Raw genomic sequence first — 17,872 nt, 5'->3', positions numbered from 1 at the left:
TACCGGCCCGCCGCCCGTGCGAACGGGTGTGCCTGAGAGGCCAGTTCCTCACCCGGACGGCGACCTCGGCTCGACGAGTGTCCGTCGTTCCGCGTTCACCTGTCGGACGTACGGCGTTCCGCGCGGACTCCAAATCTGGCCGCTGTCAGTGAACTTGGTCCTCAGGAGGCCCGAATGTCCCCGCACGCCACAGACCGGCGCCGCGCTCATCGTTTCGTCGCCGGAGGCGTTCCTCTCGCCGTGATCGCGGCGCTCGTGGCCGCCGGGCCCGCCGCCGGCGCCGGCGCCGGGGACAGGCACGGTGAGGCGCACGTCGTGGGTACGGCAACGCTCGGCGACATCCCGCTCGGCGCGTTCAGCAACGCGCTGCTGCCCGGCAGCGTGGACAACGACCGGGGCGTGGACCTGGGCGGCGTAGGCAGCGACATCTACCCCACAGGCCGTAAGGGCGAGTTCTGGACGGTCACCGACCGCGGCCCGAACGGCCAGATCAAGGTGGACGGCACGAAGCGCCGCACGTTCCCCGTTCCGGGTTTCGACCCGGCGATCGTGAAGATCCGGGTGACGGGCGGCACCGTGCAGGTGCTCGACGCGATCCCGATCACGACGGCTTCCGGGAAGCCCGTCACCGGGCTGTCGAACCAGGAGGGGCGCGACGAGGCGCCGTACACCTATGACGCGCGGACTCCTGTGACGTACAACCCGAACGGGCTGGACACCGAGGGCATCGTGCGGGCCGCCGACGGAAGTTTCTGGCTCGTCGACGAGTACGGGCCTTCCCTCGTGCACGTGTCGGCGCGCGGGAAGGTCCTCACGCGCTACGTGCCCAAGGGGCTGGGCCTCACCGGCGCGGGCTACCGGGTCGTGGAGGCGCTGCCCTCCGTCCTGCTGCATCGCAAGATCAACCGTGGCTTCGAGGGACTCGCCCAGCTGCCGGGCGGTGACCTGGTGATCGCCGTGCAGAGCCCGCTGTCGCTGCCGGACAAGGATGCCGGTGAGGCGTCGCGCACCACACGGCTGCTGCGTTTCTCGCCGAAGAAGCGGGCGGTCACCGCCGAGTACGCTTACCGCTTCGACCCGGTGAACGTGGTGGACCCGAGCGAGGACGACACCTCCGAGCTGAAGATCTCGTCGGTCGTGGCGGTGGGCGGAAACCGGCTGCTGGTCGAGGAGCGCACCGACAAGGCCGCGCGGCTCCACCTGGTGCGGCTGGACCGTGAGGCGAACATCCTCGGCAGTGACTGGGACGACGACACGACGTCCCCGTCCCTCGAGCAGCTCGACGACCCGGCGGCCTCGGGCGTGCCGGTGCTGTCCAAGCGGCTGGTGGTCGACCTGGGCAAGGTCGCCGGTGTGCCCGGGAAGATCGAGGGCGTCGCGCGTGTGGGCCGCCACACGCTGGCCCTGATCAACGACAATGACTTCGGGATGACGGACGGCACAGGCGCGTTCGACGCCCAGGGCCGGCTCGTCGACAGCGACATCGAGACGTCCGTCGTCTACGTGCGGCTGCCGCACGGCATCTGACCGGCCGACCCTTGAAGGCCGGGATCCGACGGCCGGCTCAAGGCTCCTGGCTGGAAGCGGCACGCGTGCGTGGCCGTCGGGGAACGGTACGCGCGCGTGTCACTCCCCTTCTTCATGCCCTACGGCAGGTCGTCCGCCAGCGATGGCAGAAGCGACTCCAGTTCGCTGGCAAGGTCACTCGGGAAATCGCTCGGGAGGTCGGTGGGGAAGCCCGACGGCAGTGACGTCGGCAGTTCGCTCGGCAGCTTGCTGGGCAGTTCGGTCGGGATGCTGAAGGACGGCTTGGGCGAGCCGCTCGTGCTGCTCCCGGCAGGGGGGTTGCCGTCGGGCGAGTCGTCGGTGTTCGAGACCACCAGGACGACGGCGACGAGGGCGCCGACGGCCACGATCACGGCGAGCAGGATGACGAGCGGATTGCGCCGCCGCCCCGGTCCGCCGCCCCCGTCCGGCTGTTGGGGATGCGGCCAATCGCCGTACGACGGCGGGCCGCCGCCTCCCGGAGGAGGGCCGTAGCCGCCGGGAGGCGGTGATCCGTAGCCGCCGGAAGGCGGTGATCCGTAGCCGCCGGAAGGCGGTGATCCGTAGCCGCCGGAAGGCGGTGGTCCGAAGCCGCCGCCATAGGGCGGCGTGTCACCCGGCGGTCCTGGCGGCTGAGGGGGTACGGGCGGCATGGCCATACCGACCAGCGTCCCGTCGTACGGGACATGACGCGACCCCCACGCGAGAGTTAATACCGGTCCTTGCCCGGACCGCATGATTCCGAAGCATCCGTGCCCGGAACCGATCATCGAGCCGCACCGTGTGTGACCGGGTCCGTCGACCTGCGGTCACACACGGTCGGGCACGCGCCTGGTCCCTACCGCGGACGGCCACGCGTGCGTGGGCTCAGCCGCGGGCACCCAGCAGGTGGTCCATCGCCAGCTGGTCGAGGCGCTCGAAGGCCATCCCGCGCGCGGCGACGGCCTCGACGTCGAACTCCTCGAAGGCGGTGCGGTCGTCGAGGAGCGCCTTGAGTCCGTCGGCCGCCGTCGGCTGCACCAGCTCGTTCAGCCGCGAGGCGGTCAGGGCCTCCTGGACCTCCGGGTCCGCGCGGAAGGCGGCCGCACGCTCCTTCAGGATGAGGTAGTTGCGCATGCAGCCCGCGGCCGAGGCCCACACGCCGTCCAGGTCCTCGGTGCGCGGCGGCTTGAAGTCGAAGTGGCGCGGGCCCGCGTAGCCGGCGCTCTCCAGGAGGTCGACCAGCCAGAAGGCGGCACGCAGGTCGCCGGCGCCGAAGCGCAGGTCCTGGTCGTACTTGATGCCGGACTGACCGTTGAGGTCGATGTGGAAGAGCTTGCCCGCCCACAGCGCCTGCGCGATGCCGTGCGGGAAGTTGAGCCCGGCCATCTGCTCGTGGCCGACCTCGGGGTTGACGCCGTACAGCTCGGGGCGCTCCAGGCGCTCGATGAACGCCAGCGCGTGACCGACCGTGGGCAGCAGGATGTCGCCGCGCGGCTCGTTCGGCTTGGGCTCGATGGCGAAGCGCAGGTCGTAGCCCTGGGAGGTGACGTACTCGCCGAGGAGGTCGAAGGCCTCCTTCATGCGGTCGAGAGCCGCGCGGACGTCCTTGGCGCCGCCGGACTCGGCGCCCTCACGGCCGCCCCAGGCGACGTAGGTCTTGGCACCCAGCTCGGCCGCGAGGTCGATATTGCGGATGGTCTTGCGCAGGGCGTAACGGCGCACGTCGCGGTCGTTGGCGGTGAACCCGCCGTCCTTGAAGACGGGGTGCGTGAAGAGGTTGGTGGTGGCCATCGGCACGGTCATGCCGGTCGCGTCGAGTGCCTCACGGAAGCGCTTGATGTGCGCCTCGCGCTCGGTGTCGGAGGACCCGAAGGGGATCAGGTCGTCGTCGTGGAACGTGACGCCATGGGCGCCGAGCTCCGCCAGGCGCTGCACCGTCTCGACCGGGTCGAGGGCGCGGCGGGTGGCGTCGCCGAAGGGGTCCCGTCCCTGCCAGCCGACGGTCCACAGGCCGAAGGTGAACCTGTCCTCGGGGGTGGGCTGGTAGCTCATGCCGCGGCTCCTTGCTGCATACGACTATTTCGTCATGGCCGTTTACAAATTAGTATGCGGTCGCATCTCTGGGAAGAGACAAGATGTCTTTGTCACTCGATGTCTTCGTCACCACGCCCTGTCGCCCGATCGCTACGTCCCGCAGAGCCGCGGAAAGAGGGAGAGCACGATGTCAGCAGCCGAGGGTCCGCTCGTCGTCGGCGTGGACACGTCCACCCAGTCCACCAAGGCGCTGGTCGTCGACGCGTCGACCGGGCAGGTCGTCGCGAGCGGCCAGGCAGCGCACACCGTGTCCTCCGGGGCCGGCCGGGAGAGCGACCCCCGTCAGTGGTGGGAGGCTTTGTGCGAGGCGCTGCACCAGTGCGGCGACGCCGCACGCGAGGCCGCAGCGGTGTCGATCGGCGGCCAGCAGCACGGTCTGGTCACACTGGACGACCGGGGCGAGCCGGTGCGCCCCGCGCTGCTCTGGAACGACGTGCGCTCGGCGCCGCAGGCGCGCCGGCTGACGCAGGAGATGGGCGGCGCGAAGTTCTGGGCCGAGCGCACGGGCTCGGTTCCGGCCGCCTCCTTCACGGTCACGAAGTGGGCCTGGCTCGCCGAGAACGAGCCGGACGCCCTCCGCGCCACCAAGGCCGTACGCCTCCCCCACGACTACCTCACCGAACGCCTCACCGGGCAGGGCACCACCGACCGCGGCGATGCCTCCGGTACGGGCTGGTGGGCGTCCGGGACCGAGTCGTACGACGAGGAGATTCTCGCGCACGTAGGGCTCGCCCCGGCGATGCTGCCCCGTGTGGTCCGGCCCGGCGAGGTCGCGGGCACCGTGCGCGACAGCCACGACCTGCCGTTCTCCAAGGGCACCCTCGTCGCGCCCGGCACCGGGGACAACGCCGCCGCGGCGCTCGGCCTCGGCCTGCGGCCCGGCACGCCCGTGCTGAGCCTGGGCACGTCGGGCACGGTGTACGCCGTGTCGAAGCGGCGCCCTGCCGATCCGACCGGAACCGTGGCGGGCTTCGCCGACGCGCACGGCGACTGGCTGCCGCTGGCCTGCACCCTCAACTGCACGCTGGCCGTGGACCGGCTCGCGGCCCTGCTGGGCCTGGACCGCGAGGCCGTGGAACCCGCCATCGGCCTCACACTCCTGCCCTACCTGGACGGCGAGCGCACACCGAACCTGCCGAACGCCTCCGGCATCCTGCACGGCCTGCGCCACGACACGACCGCCGGTCAGCTCCTCCAGGCCGCCTACGACGGTGCCGTGCACGCCCTGCTCGGCGCGCTCGACCTGGTCCTGGACGAGGACGCGGACCGCTCGGCCCCGCTGCTGCTGATCGGCGGCGGCGCCCGGGGCACCGCCTGGCAGCAGACGGTACGACGGCTGTCGGGGCGCCCGGTGCAGGTCCCCGAGGCGAAGGAACTGGTCGCGCTCGGTGCCGCCGCGCAGGCGGCCGGCCTGCTGACCGGCGAGGATCCGGCGTCGGTGGCCCGGCGCTGGAACACCACGCGGGGGCCGGTGCTCGACGCCGTGGAGCGGGACGAGGCCGCGCTGGCCAGAATCAGCGGGGTACTCTCCGACGCGGCCCCGCTGCTGGAGCGGGGCACCGAGGCTCATTGAGGACTGACGGAGGCATGACCACACCGCTGCACGAGGCCCGTCCGACCGGCGCCGGGCGCGCGCTGCCCAACACGCAGCAGGGCATGCGACGCCGCAATCTCGCCCGGGTGATGCACACCGTCAGTGCCGAGGGTCCGCTCTCCCGTGCCGCCGTCGCCTCCCGTATCGGACTGACGCGTGCGGCGGTCTCCACCCTCGTCGACGAACTGATCCGCTCGGGGCTGCTGGAGGAACTCGGTCCCGAGCGGCCCGGCCGGGTGGGCCGTCCCGGCTCGGCGCTCGCCGTCAGCGGGCACGGTCCGGCCGGCATCGGCGCGGAGATCGGCGTCGACCATCTCGCCGTGTGCGCGGTCGATCTGCGTGGCGAGGTGCGTGCCCGTGCCGTGCGGCACGGCGCCAATCGGGGTCGGGCGCCCGGACCCGTGATCGAGGAACTCGACGCGCTCGTGCGCAAGGTAGTCGCCGAGGCCGACCACGAAGGGCTGTGGCCCGCCGGGCTGGCGGTCGCCGTGCCGGGTCTGGTGGCGCGCGACACCCGCACGGTCGTCCGCGCCCCCAACCTCGACTGGCGCGACACGGACCTGGCCGAGCTGCTCTCCACGGACGTTCCGCTGACCGTGGGCAACGAGGCCGACTTCGGCGCGCTCGCCGAACTCTGGCTCGGCGACGGCGCCCCGCGTGACTTCCTGCACGTGTCGGCGGAGATCGGCATCGGTGCGGCGGTCGTGGTGGACGGGGGGCTGCTGCGTGGAACGCGTGGTTTCGCCGGCGAGTTGGGCCATGTGCCCGTCGAGCCGTACGGGCCCGAGTGCCCGTGCGGGGGACGCGGATGTCTGGAGCAGTACGCCGGTGAGGAGGCGGTGCTGCGTGCCGCCGGGCTGGAGCCCGGCGTGGACCGCGTCGGGCTGCTGGCCACGCGTGCCGCGGAGGGCGACGAGGACGTACGGCGGGCGTTGCGGGACGCGGGAACGGCGCTCGGCATCGCCTTGACCGGCGCGGTCAATCTGCTGGACCCCGAGAGCGTGGTGCTCGGCGGTGCACTGGCCGGGCTCGCGCCCTGGTTGCTGCCGTCACTTGAGGCCGAGTTGGACCGGCGCACGGCGGGCCCGGCGTGTCCGGTGTCCGTGTCTCGACTGGGCCCCGAGGGTCCGTTGCTGGGAGCCGCTCATTCTGTGGTGCGAGCGGTGCTGGACGATCCGGTGGCGGTGGCGGTGGCGGAGCGGGCCTGATTGTGGGGCGCCGACGGGGTCGGTTCTGGAGGGCTTGCGATCCTGACCCGAAAGGGCCGACGAGCTCACCCGAAAGGGCTGGCGCTTCTGCCGCGACAGGGCCGGCGATCCCGGACGGCCGGGCTTCCGAGCCAGAGCCGCCGGGGCTTGTGCGCCTGGGCCGCCGGGGCTTGCGAGCCTAGGCGCCGGGCCTGCGAGCCTAGGCGCCGGGGCTTGAGCGCGGGGCCCGCCCGGGCTTCCCGGACCAGGCCAGCCCAGTGCGGTCGAACAGGCCCCGTTCCAGGACAGGTTCACTCGTGTGAGTGAGCGAGTTATCCACAATTCCCCGCTTGTCCACGGAAACCCAGCGCCGTCTTCTGCCCAACCCGCCAGCGCCGTACCGTGATTCACGCGAGGCGCAGCCGTCGTGTCACGGCGACGCGGGGCGCAACGGGGTGAACGAGGGGGATGCACATGTCGGGGGAAAAGGCGGAACTCGGAACCACGGGACTGCGGCGCGACGCGATCGGGTTGCGCGAGGTCCTGTTCCAGAGCATCACGGCGATGGCACCGGCCGCGGCGGTCGCGGCGTCGGTTCCGTCGGGCGCGGCGTCGGTTCCGTCGGGCGCGGCGTTCGCGGGCGGGAGCCTGCCTCTGTCGGTGCTGATCGCGCTGGTGGCATGTCTGTTCACGGCGTCGTGCGTCGCTCGCGTTCGTGCCGGCGCTGCTTACCGCGGCGGGCCTGCCCGCCTTCGACTTCGTCTCCGAGCTGAGCGCGCCCGTGTCGCATGCGGGACCGGTGGTCGGGTGGGGATGGCGACCGGGGTCGTGGTGCTCGTGCTGGTGCGGCGGCACCCCGGGCGCATGGCCGACACCGCCCGTGTCCATCTCGACGACGACCCCTCCCTCACCGCCCTTCGGCAGAACGGAGCTGTGCAGCGATGAGCGACCCGCGAATCCTGACCGTACGACCCGAGCCCGGCGAGTACGCCTGGACGTTCGGCGGCGCACCGCCCGTGGCGCGCATCGCGCCCGGTACGGTCCTGGACCTGTACACCGAGGACTGCTTCGGCGGGCGGGTGCGTTCGGAGAAGGACCTGGTGTCGGAGGTGTGCGAATTCCCTTACCTCAACCCGCAGACGGGGCCCTTCCACATCGAGGGCGCGGAGCCGGGCGACACGGTCGCCGTGCACTTCGTCTCGATCGAACCGGCCCGCGACTGGGCCGCGTCGACCACGGTCCCGCTGTTCGGCGCCCTCACCTCGACGCACACCACGGCCACGCTCCAGCCTCCGCTGCCGGAGACCGTCTGGATCTGGCAGCTCGACCGGACCCGGCGTACGGCGTTGTTCCGGGCCCACGACAGCGACATCGAGGCCGAGCTGCCCATGGACCCGATGCACGGCACCGTCGGGGTGGCTCCCGCCAATCTGGAGGTGCGCTCGGCGCTGGTGCCCGACGCGCACGGCGGGAACATGGACACCCCGGAGATGCGGGCGGGTGTCACCTGCTATCTCGGAGTGAACGTCGAGGGCGCGCTGCTCAGCCTCGGCGACGGACATGCCCGCCAGGGAGAGGGCGAGACCTGCGGGGTCGCGGTCGAGTGCGCGATGAACACAGTGGTGATCGTCGAGCTGCTCAAAGGGCTCGCCACACCATGGCCGCGCATCGAGTCGGACACACACATCGTCTCGACGGGGTCGGCGCGGCCGCTGGAGGACGCGTTCCGGATATCCCAGCTCGACCTGGTGCAGTGGCTGGCGCGCGACTACGGGTTCAGTGAGCTGGACGCGTACCAGTTCGCGACGCAGGCCGTCGAGTCACCGTTGGCCAACGTGTGCGACACCAACTACACGTGCGTGGCCAAGATCCGCAAGCAGTGGCTGCCCGGTCGTGAGACGCACCGCGGGGTGCACGCGCGACTGCGGGAGACGGCGGCGACCCTGCCCTGACCTCCCGGCCGACCTCACCCCTGAAAGGCAACCCCCTCCTTGGAACTCGCACGACCACGCCCCAGCCGGCGTCGCTTCCTCCAGGGCACCGCCCTCGCCGCCGTCCCGTACGCCCTGCTCCCCGGCCCACGATCCGGTACGCGGGTCCCGGCACCCGACCACCACGATGCGGAGTGGCAGCCCGCGAACACAGCCAACTACACGACGGCGAACCGCCCCACGACCCACCCCGTCGAGCAAGTGATCATCCACGTGACCCAGACCGCCTTCACCAAGACCCTGTCCGTCTTCCAGAACCCGGCCAAGCAGGTGTCCGCCCACTATGTGGTGCGGTCGGCCGACGGGCACATCGCGCAGTGCGTCCGTGAGAGCGACATCGCCTGGCACGCAGGCGACTGGGAGCACAACACGCGCAGCATCGGCATAGAGCACGAGGGCTGGGTGGACCGGCCCTACTACTTCACCGACGCCTTGTACGAGGAGTCGGCCCGGCTCACGGCAGCGATCTGCGCCAGGTACGGAATCCCGAAGGACCGCCGGCACATCATCGGCCACTACGAGGTGCCGGGCACGGACCACACGGACCCCGGGCCGCACTGGGACTGGTCGCGCTACATACGCCTGGTCAACTCCGGATGAGCCCGCGTCCGTGGCCCTGCCGCGCCGTGCCCACGCCGCTCCCGGGCCTCCCGCGACCTTCAAGAAGGCCTCACGACGACCGCAGCACACCCTCGCCACGACCACAGCCTCGCTTCGCCACGGCCACAGTCTCGCCCCGACGTCGGCACAGCCTCGGGGAAGCCTCGTCGTCACGGAAGGATGCGCTCATCGTTCGAGTGACCCCGGTCGAAACGGTTGTCCGTTCGCGTACTCGGAGTGACGATGTCCCCAGCCGCATTGCTTTCCGGGGAGGCCGATTTGACCGATCCGTGGGTCGCTCTCGAACCGGGGGCCGACCCCGCCGAGCGCGTACGGACGCTGCGCCGTGCGCATGACACGTTCACCGAGGTGGGCACCGTGCCGACGCCGGTGCGTTCCGTGGTGGCCGACTCGTGGCGGCGCTCCGCGCGGGCCGGTGTCGGTCCGGACGGGACGGCGTTCGTGGAGCTGGCGGACGGCGACCTCGGCTCGTACCGGGCGGAGCATCCGCTGGCACGGGTGATGCCGCTGTTCCGGGAGCTGATGGGCACGTTCGCCGCCGACGGGGAGCATCTGCTCGCGGTGTGCGACGAGCACGGCAGGCTGCTCTGGGTCGAGGGCCATCCGACGACCCGGCGCAGGGCGGGGCGGATGAACTTCGTGCCGGGCGCCAGGTGGGCGGAGAGCGCCGTCGGGACGAACGCGCCGGGTACGGCGGTCGCCGTGGACCGGCCGGTGCAGGTGTTCGCGGCCGAGCACTTCATCCGCAGGGTGCAGCCCTGGACCTGTGCGGCGGCACCGGTGCACGATCCCCGGACCGGGCGGGTGCTCGGGGCGGTGGACATCACCGGTGGTGACGGGCTCGCGCATCCGCACAGCCTGGGGTTCGTGCAGGCGGTGGCGCGTGCCGCGGAGTCCCATCTGGCGCTGCTCGCCCCGCAGCTGCCCGCTGCGGACACACCCGTGCTGTCCGCGCTCGGCCGTGACGAGGCGACGCTGCTCATCGGCGGCCGCAGGGTCAGGCTCAGTCGTCGGCACAGCGAGATCATGGTGCTGCTGGCCCGTCATCCGGAGGGGCTGACCGGCGACGAGCTGCAGTGCGCGTTGTACGAGGACGAGTCGGTGACGCCCGTGACCCCGCGGGCCGAGCTGGCGCGGCTGCGTCGGCTGCTCGGGCCCGGCCTGCTCGGGTCGAGACCGTACCGGCTGACGGTGCCGGTCGAGTCGGACGTGTCGGTCGTGGAGCGCCGTCTGGAGACGGGCGCGATCACCGGCGCGGCCGCCGCGTACGCGGGTCCGCTGCTGCCGGGTTCCCAGGCGCCGGCGGTGGTGCGGCTCAGGCGGTTGCTCGCCGACGGTCTGCGTACGGCGCTGATCGCCCGCCGCGATCCCGATCTGCTGGCGAACTGGGCGCACGCACCTTGGGGCGAGGACGACCTCGACGTATGGCGGGCGCTCGCCGCGGTGCGTCCGACGGCGGCGGTGCGGTCGAGGCTGGCCGCGCTGGAGTCGGAGCTCACAGCACAGCCCGCCCGGCACGGTGACCGCAGAGCGGTCGCCCTGAGGGAAGCCGAGGCCCGCGCAACGTACTTGCAACCTCGCCGTCCCTAGCCTCGCGCCGAGAGCTGCCCAACGGCGGGCAGCGCTTCTTCGGGAGGCAGAGCAGAATGACCCGTTACGCGGCGCCCGGCACCGAGGGCGCGATCGTCTCCTACCAGGCGCGCTACGACCACTTCATCGGCGGCGAGTACGTGCCGCCGATCCGGGGGCAGTACTTCGAGAACCCGACGCCGGTGAACGGGCAGCCGTTCACCGAGATCGCGCGGGGCACGGCGGAGGACGTGGAGCGGGCGTTGGACGCGGCGCACGCGGCCGCCCCCGCCTGGGGCCGCACGTCGGTGACCGAGCGGTCCGACATCCTGCTGAAGATCGCCGACCGTATGGAGGCGAACCTGGAGAAGCTGGCGGTCGCCGAGAGCTGGGAGAACGGCAAGCCGGTACGGGAGACACTGGCGGCGGACATTCCGCTGGCCATCGACCACTTCCGCTACTTCGCGGGCGCGATCAGGGCGCAGGAGGGCTCGCTCGGCGAGGTCGACGACGACACGGTGGCGTATCACTTCCACGAGCCGTTGGGCGTGGTGGCGCAGATCATCCCGTGGAACTTCCCGATCCTGATGGCGACGTGGAAGCTCGCCCCGGCGCTCGCCGCGGGCAACGCGGTCGTGCTGAAGCCGGCCGAGCAGACGCCGGCGTCCATCCACTACTGGCTGAGCCTGGTCTCCGATCTGCTGCCGCCGGGCGTCCTCAACATCGTCAACGGCTTCGGTGTGGAGGCGGGCAAGCCGCTGGCGTCCAGCCCCCGGGTGGCCAAAGTGGCGTTCACCGGGGAGACCACGACCGGCCGGTTGATCATGCAGTACGCCTCGGAGAACATCACCCCGGTCACCCTCGAACTCGGCGGCAAGTCCCCGAACATCTTCTTCGACGACGTCTGGGCGGCGAACGACGATTTCCGGGACAAGGCTCTCGAAGGCTTCACGATGTTCGCGCTCAACCAGGGCGAGGTGTGCACGTGCCCGTCCCGGGCGCTGGTCCAGCGCGGCAACTACGCCGAGTTCATGGAGGCGGCGGTCGCCCGCACCGAGCAGATCAAGACCGGGCACCCACTCGACACGGACACCATGATCGGCGCGCAGGCCTCCAACGACCAGCTGGAGAAGATCCTCTCCTACCTCGACATCGGCCGGCAGGAGGGCGCCCGGGTCCTCACCGGTGGCGAACGCATCGACCACGACGGCGAGTTGAAGGGCGGCTACTACGTCCAGCCGACCGTCTTCGAGGGCGACAACCGTATGCGGATCTTCCAGGAGGAGATCTTCGGCCCGGTCGTCTCGGTGACGTCCTTCGACGACTTCGACGACGCCGTCAAGATCGCCAACGACACGCTGTACGGCCTCGGGGCGGGCGTGTGGACGCGGGACATCAACACCGCGTACCGCGCGGGCCGCGCGATCCAGGCGGGCCGGGTGTGGACGAACTGCTACCACGCGTATCCGGCGCACGCGGCGTTCGGCGGCTACAAGGGATCGGGCATCGGGCGTGAGACACACAAGATGATGCTGGAGCACTACCAGCAGACCAAGAACCTGCTGGTGTCGTACTCGCCGAAGAAGCTGGGCTTCTTCTAGACACAGGAAAGGGCGCCTGGCCGGGGCGGATGCCGACCATGCGCCCTTTTCGGCGGTCTGAGCGGCGATCGGTGCCGCCTTTTGCCGGCGTCGGCTCCAGACCGAACCCGCGCGTGCCGAGCATGACTGCCGGAAGCCCGGATGGGCGGCTGCATCGACTGGGCCAAGGAGGTCGGTCAAGAACGTGACCGCCGACGGGCCTCATGCATGGCTGGCGCCGCCGGACATCGAGGACCTGGCCGACCCGTAGCAGGACCTGGCCCAGGGCTTGGTCTCGGTCGGCTCGGCTGCGGTCGAGGGCTTCAGGCTTGCCCTCGGTCGGCCCGGCTGCGGTCGAGGGCTTCAGGCTTGGTCTCGGTCGACCCGGCTACGGCCCTTGTCGAGAGCTTCAGGCGGCTTGCCCTCGCCGACACCGACCATGGCGAGCTTGTGCCCGTGGTGCGGGTCGGAGCGTCTGTGGATGTGCGCGGCCCTGTGCGCCCTCGCATCGGCGTCGGTAATCTGTGGCGCCGGCGTTCTCATCGCTGACGCCGCGGTCTACGGGCTACGCCGCACGCGAGCGGACCGCCTCGCGCTCCTCCGCCAGCTCGGCGACGGAGGCGTCGATGCGGGTACGGGAGAACTCGGCATCCCACCCGGCGCAGGTCACATCTCGTCGTGGGCGCACACAGTGCACGGCGCCCCGGCCTGCCATCGGGCAGCACGACGTCGTCGGCGACTTTCCGGAGCGGTGGCGGTGGACCGCAAGACGGAGCGCCACCGCACGGGGATCGAGTGGCGGAGCCAACGAAGAATCTGCACCGCCTCGACCGGTCGCTGCGGCTGAAGCCGCGCGCGACGTCGGCGGGGCGCCCCGGACACCGGCACCCTTCACTCGGGTACAGGTCGCATCACCGGCACGACAGCCCGTGGCCGGTATCGCGGCCACACCGCGCGCCAGGTTGCCAAGGAGCGCGGCGCCCGGAATCCGGCGGCCTGCTCCTCGACGCACGGCGTGTTCGGGGACGGCGCGGATCCGGCGCTCGGCTCGCCGTTGCTCTGGCGTCGCCCGCAACTTCCGGAGTGTGGTCCGGTGAAGGCGCGCCGCCCGCACGTCACGATGGCCGCAACACCACCCTCAGAAGTCCCTCAGAAGATCCTCATGATCTCACCAAGCGGTGGCCCGGCGGCTCACGCCATGATGGAACGGCACCGGGCCCGGGAGCAGGCGTGTGGCCATCCACCCGAGTTCGGTGCTCACTTCGGCGACGGACCGCACGCAGGCTCTGCAGCAGGGCCGACCCAAAGCGGTCTGGCGACTGCCGATCGAGCGGCTTGGGCGGCAATGCCGGATTCAGCCCTGATATACGCAAGAGAGCATGATTCAGTGGATGCACCGAAGACCGTTGTGAGCCCGCTTCGTCGGCTGCCTGTCTGCGGGACCTCGACCCACCGAGGTTCGCACGGACCGCAGCGCACTGCGAAGTGCGGGCGGTGCCGACCGCCCATGACGGTTCGTGAACACAACGGGGCAGGCCCGCTGACGACCAGCGCCCCCGCTCCTGACACACCGGACCTTTCCGCGGTGCGACCCGACGTCGAGGACAGCCCCCTGGGCGGAGGCGAGCGGCTGCGGCCACAGCTGTGCGTCGCGGGGTGGTCTGCCGGCGGCGGGCAGGGGGACAAGAGTGCCGTCCTCAATGCGGCCGCCGCGCTGGAACTGTTCCAGGCGCTCGCCCTGATCCACGACGACGTCATGGACACCGTCGCACAGCCCCAGGACGACATCGGCCGACGCGTCCGGGCCGGATCCACGGGGCGTTCCCTGCAGTCGGCCGAGCCCGGGGTACCGAGGTCCTCATCGTCGATCCCGGCACCCGTGAACCAGTGGCCGACGACCGGAGGGACGTGATCCGGGTGAACATTCCGAGCATAGTCCGGACGAACCCCTCCCCTCAGGACATCGAGTACACCGCTGAGCGCTCTCATCTGGCGATCCGCGGCGGTTGCACGGCGGCCTTCGGTATCTCGGTGCACGGCCAGGAACGAGCGGTCGTCGTCGCTGAACTGCGCGACGCGTTCAGAGGTGACCCCGACTCGGTGGCGTACGCGCTTCGCACTGCGATCGCCGAGGAGCACCAGATCATCCTGTACGACGTCGTACTCGTCCCCGCGCGGACCATCCCGAGGACGACCGATGGCAAGATCCGCCGGAGTGAGACACGCGATCGCTACCTCACCGGCTGGCTCGTTCCGTGGTATGCACCGGCGCCGCGAACCCGGTGACCTCGCCCCCGTCCACACGGACCGGCACACCGTAGTCCGTGGAGTCCTGGCTGGTCGCACAGGTGCTACTGACGCGTGGGGATCGACTCGCGCCGGCTCCCTGCCGCTCAGTCCTCGAACCACTCCCGCCCGCTCGCGCTCGACGTGGTCGACCAGTTCGGCGAACTCTCGGACCGGCTGAGGCGGCCCGTCGAGCCGGGCCCTCATGTACGCCCACTTCACCTTGAGGGGCGCGAAGGCCTGTCTTCGACGCCGACTCCGGACACCCTGCCCTCGCCGACCGCGACATGCTGCCGCTCTTTCCCGACGGGCGCGACCTCACGGCCCCGTCAACTGCGTATGAGGCGTTCGAGGTGGGGAGTCGGCCCATCTCCGGCGCTGTAGGCTGCAGAAGGTGATAAAGAAGTACTTTTTTGGGGAATTTGAACTAGACATGGCTAGACACCAGCTCGTCCGGGCTGGTACTCCGGTCCGCATCGAGCCCCGGGCCCTCAATCTGCTGCACTACCTGGTCGAGCACAGGGACCGGGTGGTGTCCAAGAGCGAACTGCTTGACGAAGTGTGGGGCGACCGCTATGTCAGCGAGGCCGCCATCACCACGGCACTGCGGACGGCGCGCTTGGCCGTGGGTGACACCGGCAGCGCACAGCAACTGATTCGCACCGTGCACCGGCTGGGCTATCAGTTCACGGCTCCCACGACAGCCCTCGACGGTGCCGGGCCCGCTGTCTCCGAACACAGAGCCGGCTCGGAACGAAGCTCCGACGTCGAGCCGGCAACGGCGGACGGACCGAGCGGCGCCGACCGGCAGACCATCCGTTTCTGCCAGGCCGACGACGGCACCCGCATCGCCTATGCCAGCGTCGGCTCGGGGCCGCCCCTGCTCAAGGCGGCCAACTGGATGACGCACCTGGACCTCGAGTGGACGGTCCCGCTGTGGTCGCACTGGTTGCGTGGCCTCGCCCGAAACCATCGGCTGATCCGCTACGACGAAAGGGGCTGCGGTCTTTCGGACTGGGTGGTGCCCTCATGCACGTTCGACGACTGGGTCGACGACCTCGACAGCGTGGTCGAGGCCGCGGGGCTCGACCGTTTCCCGTTGCTCGGCATATCGCAGGGGGCCGCGGTGGCGGTCGCCTACGCGGCCCGCCGTCCCGAGCGGGTCAGCAGGCTGATCCTCGTCGGGGGTTACGCCCGAGGGCGGCAGATCCGGGCCACCAGCGAGGCCGAGCTCGAGAAGGCGGCCCTCGACCTGGCTCTGGCCCGGGTGGGGTGGAGGGATCAGGACCCCGGATTCCTGCGGGTCTTCGCCTCCCAATTCCTGCCCGAGGGCACGGTGGAGGACTGGGATGCGTTCGCCGCCTTCCAGCGCAAGGCGACCTCGCCCGCCAACGGAGTCCGTTTCCTGGAGGAGTTCGCCGCCATCGACGTCTCCGGTGTCGCCCACCAGGTGAAGTGTCCGACGCTGATCGTCCACTCGCGTGACGAAACCCGGGTACCGGTCTCGCAAGCCCTGGAACTCACAGCACTCATTCCCGACAGCCGACTGGTTCTGCTCGATAGCCGCAATCACCTGCTCACCGCGTTCGAACCCTCCTGGGACGACTTTCTGTCCCACGTCGGCACCTTCCTGGCCCAGTGACCTCAGCGACCCGGCAGCCACCGCGCCGCGCGGAGGTCGCACTGCTCGCCCCGATCGCCCGCAGCGCCAGGGCGGCACACCCAGCCATGACAGCCGGTGCCTGCTCACCTCCCTGGGCCGCGACCGATCAGGACCGAGCCGCCCACGAAAGGCCCCGCCCTCTGAGCCGTCCGGCCACCCACCCGACAGGCGCCCCCGCTACCGGCCGACGACTGGCCGCCGCGGGCGTTGGCGTGACCGCCTGAACGTGGCGGCTTGTCCGTCCGGGCCTGCGACCACTTCTCGCCATTGGCCGACACCACGGAATTCGTTCGCAGAGCGGCATCAATACCGTCCGTGAGACACCCGAACTGCCGCGTCCGCTTTGACAGCAGTGCGTACGCCCTGGCAGATGACCTCACGGTCGTCGACGCCGTCACCGCCAGGAAGCAAAGCTCAAGGGCCGTCAGTGGCACTACATCCGACCGCGTTCCCCACCACCAGTGGTCCCGCCGCAACACACACCTCTCACGGCCCTGCCCTCGGAAACAGCGACACAACCGAGATCGCTGATCGACCTCCTCCCACGGTCCGGGCCATACTCGGGCCAAAGCCTGCCCGTGCTCCTCACCATGGCGCGTCTGCGCTGATCAGAGCCGCGCAGACGGCGTAGCACCGGCAGACCAAGGACCTCCTCGTGTCGCACGCGCCGCAGCTTTCTGTGAACGGTGCCGATACCCACGCCCCGTCTGGCGGCGGATCAGGGCTCTGCCGGTGAGTCGGATCAGGGCATCGGTGAAGCCTTTCCGGCCCCATACGGTCCTGCCGGTGGGGCTTCCTTCGTGGTGCGGGCAAGACTGTCGGGGTCGTCGCGAACTCACAACGCTCCGCGCCTTGTTGCCCCGGTCAGCTCATTCCCCTGCCTGCCAAGGAACCCTCCGTGCCCGAGCAGCCTCTGATCGTCCTCGACCCCACCGGCGCCGACCGGCACGCCGACGCCGACACCTTCGACGCCGCTCGCACCGACAAGGACCATCTGGCCTTCGGTCACGGCGTCCACTTCTGCCTGGGCGCCCCGCTGGCCCGCCTCGAAGTCGCCTGCGCGCTGCAACGCCTCTTCGAGCGCTTCCCCGACATCCGCCTCGCCGCGCCCGCCACCGAGCTGAAGCCCGTGGCCTCACTCATCAGCAACGGCCATCAGCAGCTGCCCGTCCGCCTCGGCCGTCCGAGCACCCGAGCATTCGCACATGGCGGTGGACACAGCCGCCTCCAGCCCCACCCAGAGTGCTGAGGCCCTCATTAACAGTACTGTGAACTTTCGACCTTCTTCGAGGAGACCGGACATGGTGGTGGACGACGACATCTCCGGGTGATACCCGGACCCGACAGACCACCGGCTGATGCGCTGACACGCCGCCGAGCTCGAGGGCGGTGAACTGCGCTTCCACGGCGGCAGCTTCAGCGACTACGAGGAGGCCGTGCGGGCCGAGCAGGAGGTCGCCAAGCAGAACGTCCGCAACGCCGAGCGGGAGCTGAAGCGGGAGAAGCGGGAGATGCAGCAGGCCCGCGAGCACGCGGAACGCCGGCAGAGCGACGCCGCCCGCAGTCTGAAGAACGCCGGTCTGCCCCGCATCTTCGCCGGGAACATGAAGTGGGGAGCACAGGAGTCCGCGGGCCGGGCGGGCCAGATGCACGCCGGCCACGACCGCCGACTGCGCAACCGGTGACAGGGCCGCGAGCTCCGGCTCACTTCCTGAAGCCGCGCCCCTGGAAGAGTCGCCCACGACCGCCGGCCGCGCAAC

14 protein-coding genes and 2 pseudogenes are annotated in these 17,872 nt (G+C 70.7%); 13 read left to right on the top strand and 3 right to left on the bottom strand.

Annotated features, from left to right (window positions below; all coding sequences use genetic code 11):
• Positions 1–174 precede the first annotated feature (174 nt).
• A complete protein-coding gene (locus AC3ETA_RS15915) occupies positions 175–1,527 on the top strand; it encodes an esterase-like activity of phytase family protein (protein ID WP_432193533.1) in 1,353 nt (450 codons plus the stop codon).
• 119 nt (positions 1,528–1,646) lie between these two features.
• On the opposite strand, the gene AC3ETA_RS15910 is transcribed toward AC3ETA_RS15915, so the two are convergent.
• On the bottom strand, positions 1,647–1,919 hold the full coding sequence (locus AC3ETA_RS15910) for a hypothetical protein (RefSeq protein ID WP_432193532.1): 273 nt from the start codon (positions 1,917–1,919) through the stop codon (positions 1,647–1,649).
• 493 nt (positions 1,920–2,412) lie between these two features.
• Entirely contained in the window at positions 2,413–3,579 is a 1,167-nt protein-coding gene (gene xylA / locus AC3ETA_RS15905; protein WP_432193531.1) for a xylose isomerase, read from the bottom strand.
• Positions 3,580–3,748: 169 nt separating this feature from the next.
• Between xylA and xylB the strand changes: the two genes are divergently transcribed.
• The 7 genes from xylB to adh all read left to right on the top strand — a co-directional run bounded on the left by xylB (position 3,749) and on the right by adh (position 12,184).
• Positions 3,749–5,194 (top strand): xylulokinase, encoded by a 1,446-nt coding sequence (gene xylB / locus AC3ETA_RS15900; protein WP_432193530.1) that lies wholly within the window; start codon positions 3,749–3,751, stop codon positions 5,192–5,194.
• 14 nt (positions 5,195–5,208) lie between these two features.
• Positions 5,209–6,423, top strand: coding sequence for an ROK family protein (locus AC3ETA_RS15895; RefSeq protein WP_432193529.1), 1,215 nt, complete (start codon positions 5,209–5,211; stop codon positions 6,421–6,423).
• A gap of 792 nt (positions 6,424–7,215) precedes the next feature.
• A complete protein-coding gene (locus tag AC3ETA_RS15890) occupies positions 7,216–7,347 on the top strand; it encodes a hypothetical protein (RefSeq protein ID WP_432193528.1) in 132 nt (43 codons plus the stop codon).
• Positions 7,344–8,354, top strand: a complete 1,011-nt coding sequence (locus tag AC3ETA_RS15885; protein WP_432193527.1) for an acetamidase/formamidase family protein — start codon at positions 7,344–7,346, stop codon at positions 8,352–8,354. Before AC3ETA_RS15890 ends, AC3ETA_RS15885 begins: the two co-directional genes overlap by 4 nt.
• A 39-nt stretch (positions 8,355–8,393) precedes the next feature.
• Positions 8,394–8,993 carry an N-acetylmuramoyl-L-alanine amidase gene (locus AC3ETA_RS15880; RefSeq protein WP_432193526.1) on the top strand — a complete coding sequence of 200 codons (600 nt, stop codon included), beginning with the start codon at positions 8,394–8,396 and terminating at the stop codon, positions 8,991–8,993.
• A 279-nt stretch (positions 8,994–9,272) separates the two neighbouring features.
• On the top strand, positions 9,273–10,604 hold the full coding sequence (locus tag AC3ETA_RS15875) for a GAF domain-containing protein (protein ID WP_432193525.1): 1,332 nt from the start codon (positions 9,273–9,275) through the stop codon (positions 10,602–10,604).
• Between the two features lie 56 nt (positions 10,605–10,660).
• Entirely contained in the window at positions 10,661–12,184 is a 1,524-nt protein-coding gene (gene adh, locus AC3ETA_RS15870; protein ID WP_432193524.1) for an aldehyde dehydrogenase, read from the top strand.
• Positions 12,185–12,728: 544 nt separating this feature from the next.
• On the opposite strand, the gene AC3ETA_RS15865 is transcribed toward adh, so the two are convergent.
• Positions 12,729–12,851 carry a hypothetical protein gene (locus AC3ETA_RS15865; protein WP_432193523.1) on the bottom strand — a complete coding sequence of 41 codons (123 nt, stop codon included), beginning with the start codon at positions 12,849–12,851 and terminating at the stop codon, positions 12,729–12,731.
• Between the two features lie 897 nt (positions 12,852–13,748).
• On the opposite strand from AC3ETA_RS15865, the gene AC3ETA_RS15860 reads away from it, so the two are divergent.
• The 5 genes and pseudogenes from AC3ETA_RS15860 to AC3ETA_RS15840 form a co-directional block, all read left to right on the top strand.
• Positions 13,749–14,075: a polyprenyl synthetase family protein gene (locus AC3ETA_RS15860; protein WP_432193522.1), complete on the top strand. Its 327-nt coding sequence runs from the start codon at positions 13,749–13,751 to the stop codon at positions 14,073–14,075.
• Positions 14,051–14,449, top strand: a complete 399-nt coding sequence (locus AC3ETA_RS15855) for a hypothetical protein (RefSeq protein ID WP_432193521.1) — start codon at positions 14,051–14,053, stop codon at positions 14,447–14,449. Before AC3ETA_RS15860 ends, AC3ETA_RS15855 begins: the two co-directional genes overlap by 25 nt.
• A gap of 433 nt (positions 14,450–14,882) precedes the next feature.
• Complete coding sequence (locus AC3ETA_RS15850; RefSeq protein ID WP_432193520.1) at positions 14,883–16,091, top strand: alpha/beta hydrolase; 1,209 nt, start codon at positions 14,883–14,885, stop codon at positions 16,089–16,091.
• A 961-nt stretch (positions 16,092–17,052) separates the two neighbouring features.
• Positions 17,053–17,361: pseudogene (locus AC3ETA_RS15845) on the top strand (cytochrome P450); the annotation flags it as partial.
• 124 nt (positions 17,362–17,485) lie between these two features.
• Positions 17,486–17,770: pseudogene (locus AC3ETA_RS15840) on the top strand (ABC transporter ATP-binding protein); the annotation flags it as partial.
• Positions 17,771–17,872 lie beyond the last annotated feature (102 nt).

It is taken from the genome of Streptomyces sp. bgisy027 (assembly GCF_057710365.1).
Note: the sequence above shows the minus strand (reverse complement) of the source record. Positions and strands in the feature narration are given on the sequence as shown.

Bases quoted from the DNA above. Each gene is read 5' to 3' on its own strand.
- AC3ETA_RS15890 (WP_432193528.1), top strand. From the start codon at position 7,216: ATGGCGACCGGGGTCGTGGTGCTCGTGCTGGTGCGGCGGCACCCCGGG.
- xylB (WP_432193530.1), top strand. From the start codon at position 3,749: ATGTCAGCAGCCGAGGGTCCGCTCGTCGTCGGCGTGGACACGTCCACC.
- AC3ETA_RS15915 (WP_432193533.1), top strand. From the start codon at position 175: ATGTCCCCGCACGCCACAGACCGGCGCCGCGCTCATCGTTTCGTCGCC.
- AC3ETA_RS15885 (WP_432193527.1), top strand. From the start codon at position 7,344: ATGAGCGACCCGCGAATCCTGACCGTACGACCCGAGCCCGGCGAGTAC.
- AC3ETA_RS15850 (WP_432193520.1), top strand. From the start codon at position 14,883: ATGGCTAGACACCAGCTCGTCCGGGCTGGTACTCCGGTCCGCATCGAG.
- xylA (WP_432193531.1), bottom strand. From the start codon at position 3,579: ATGAGCTACCAGCCCACCCCCGAGGACAGGTTCACCTTCGGCCTGTGG.
- adh (WP_432193524.1), top strand. From the start codon at position 10,661: ATGACCCGTTACGCGGCGCCCGGCACCGAGGGCGCGATCGTCTCCTAC.
- AC3ETA_RS15895 (WP_432193529.1), top strand. From the start codon at position 5,209: ATGACCACACCGCTGCACGAGGCCCGTCCGACCGGCGCCGGGCGCGCG.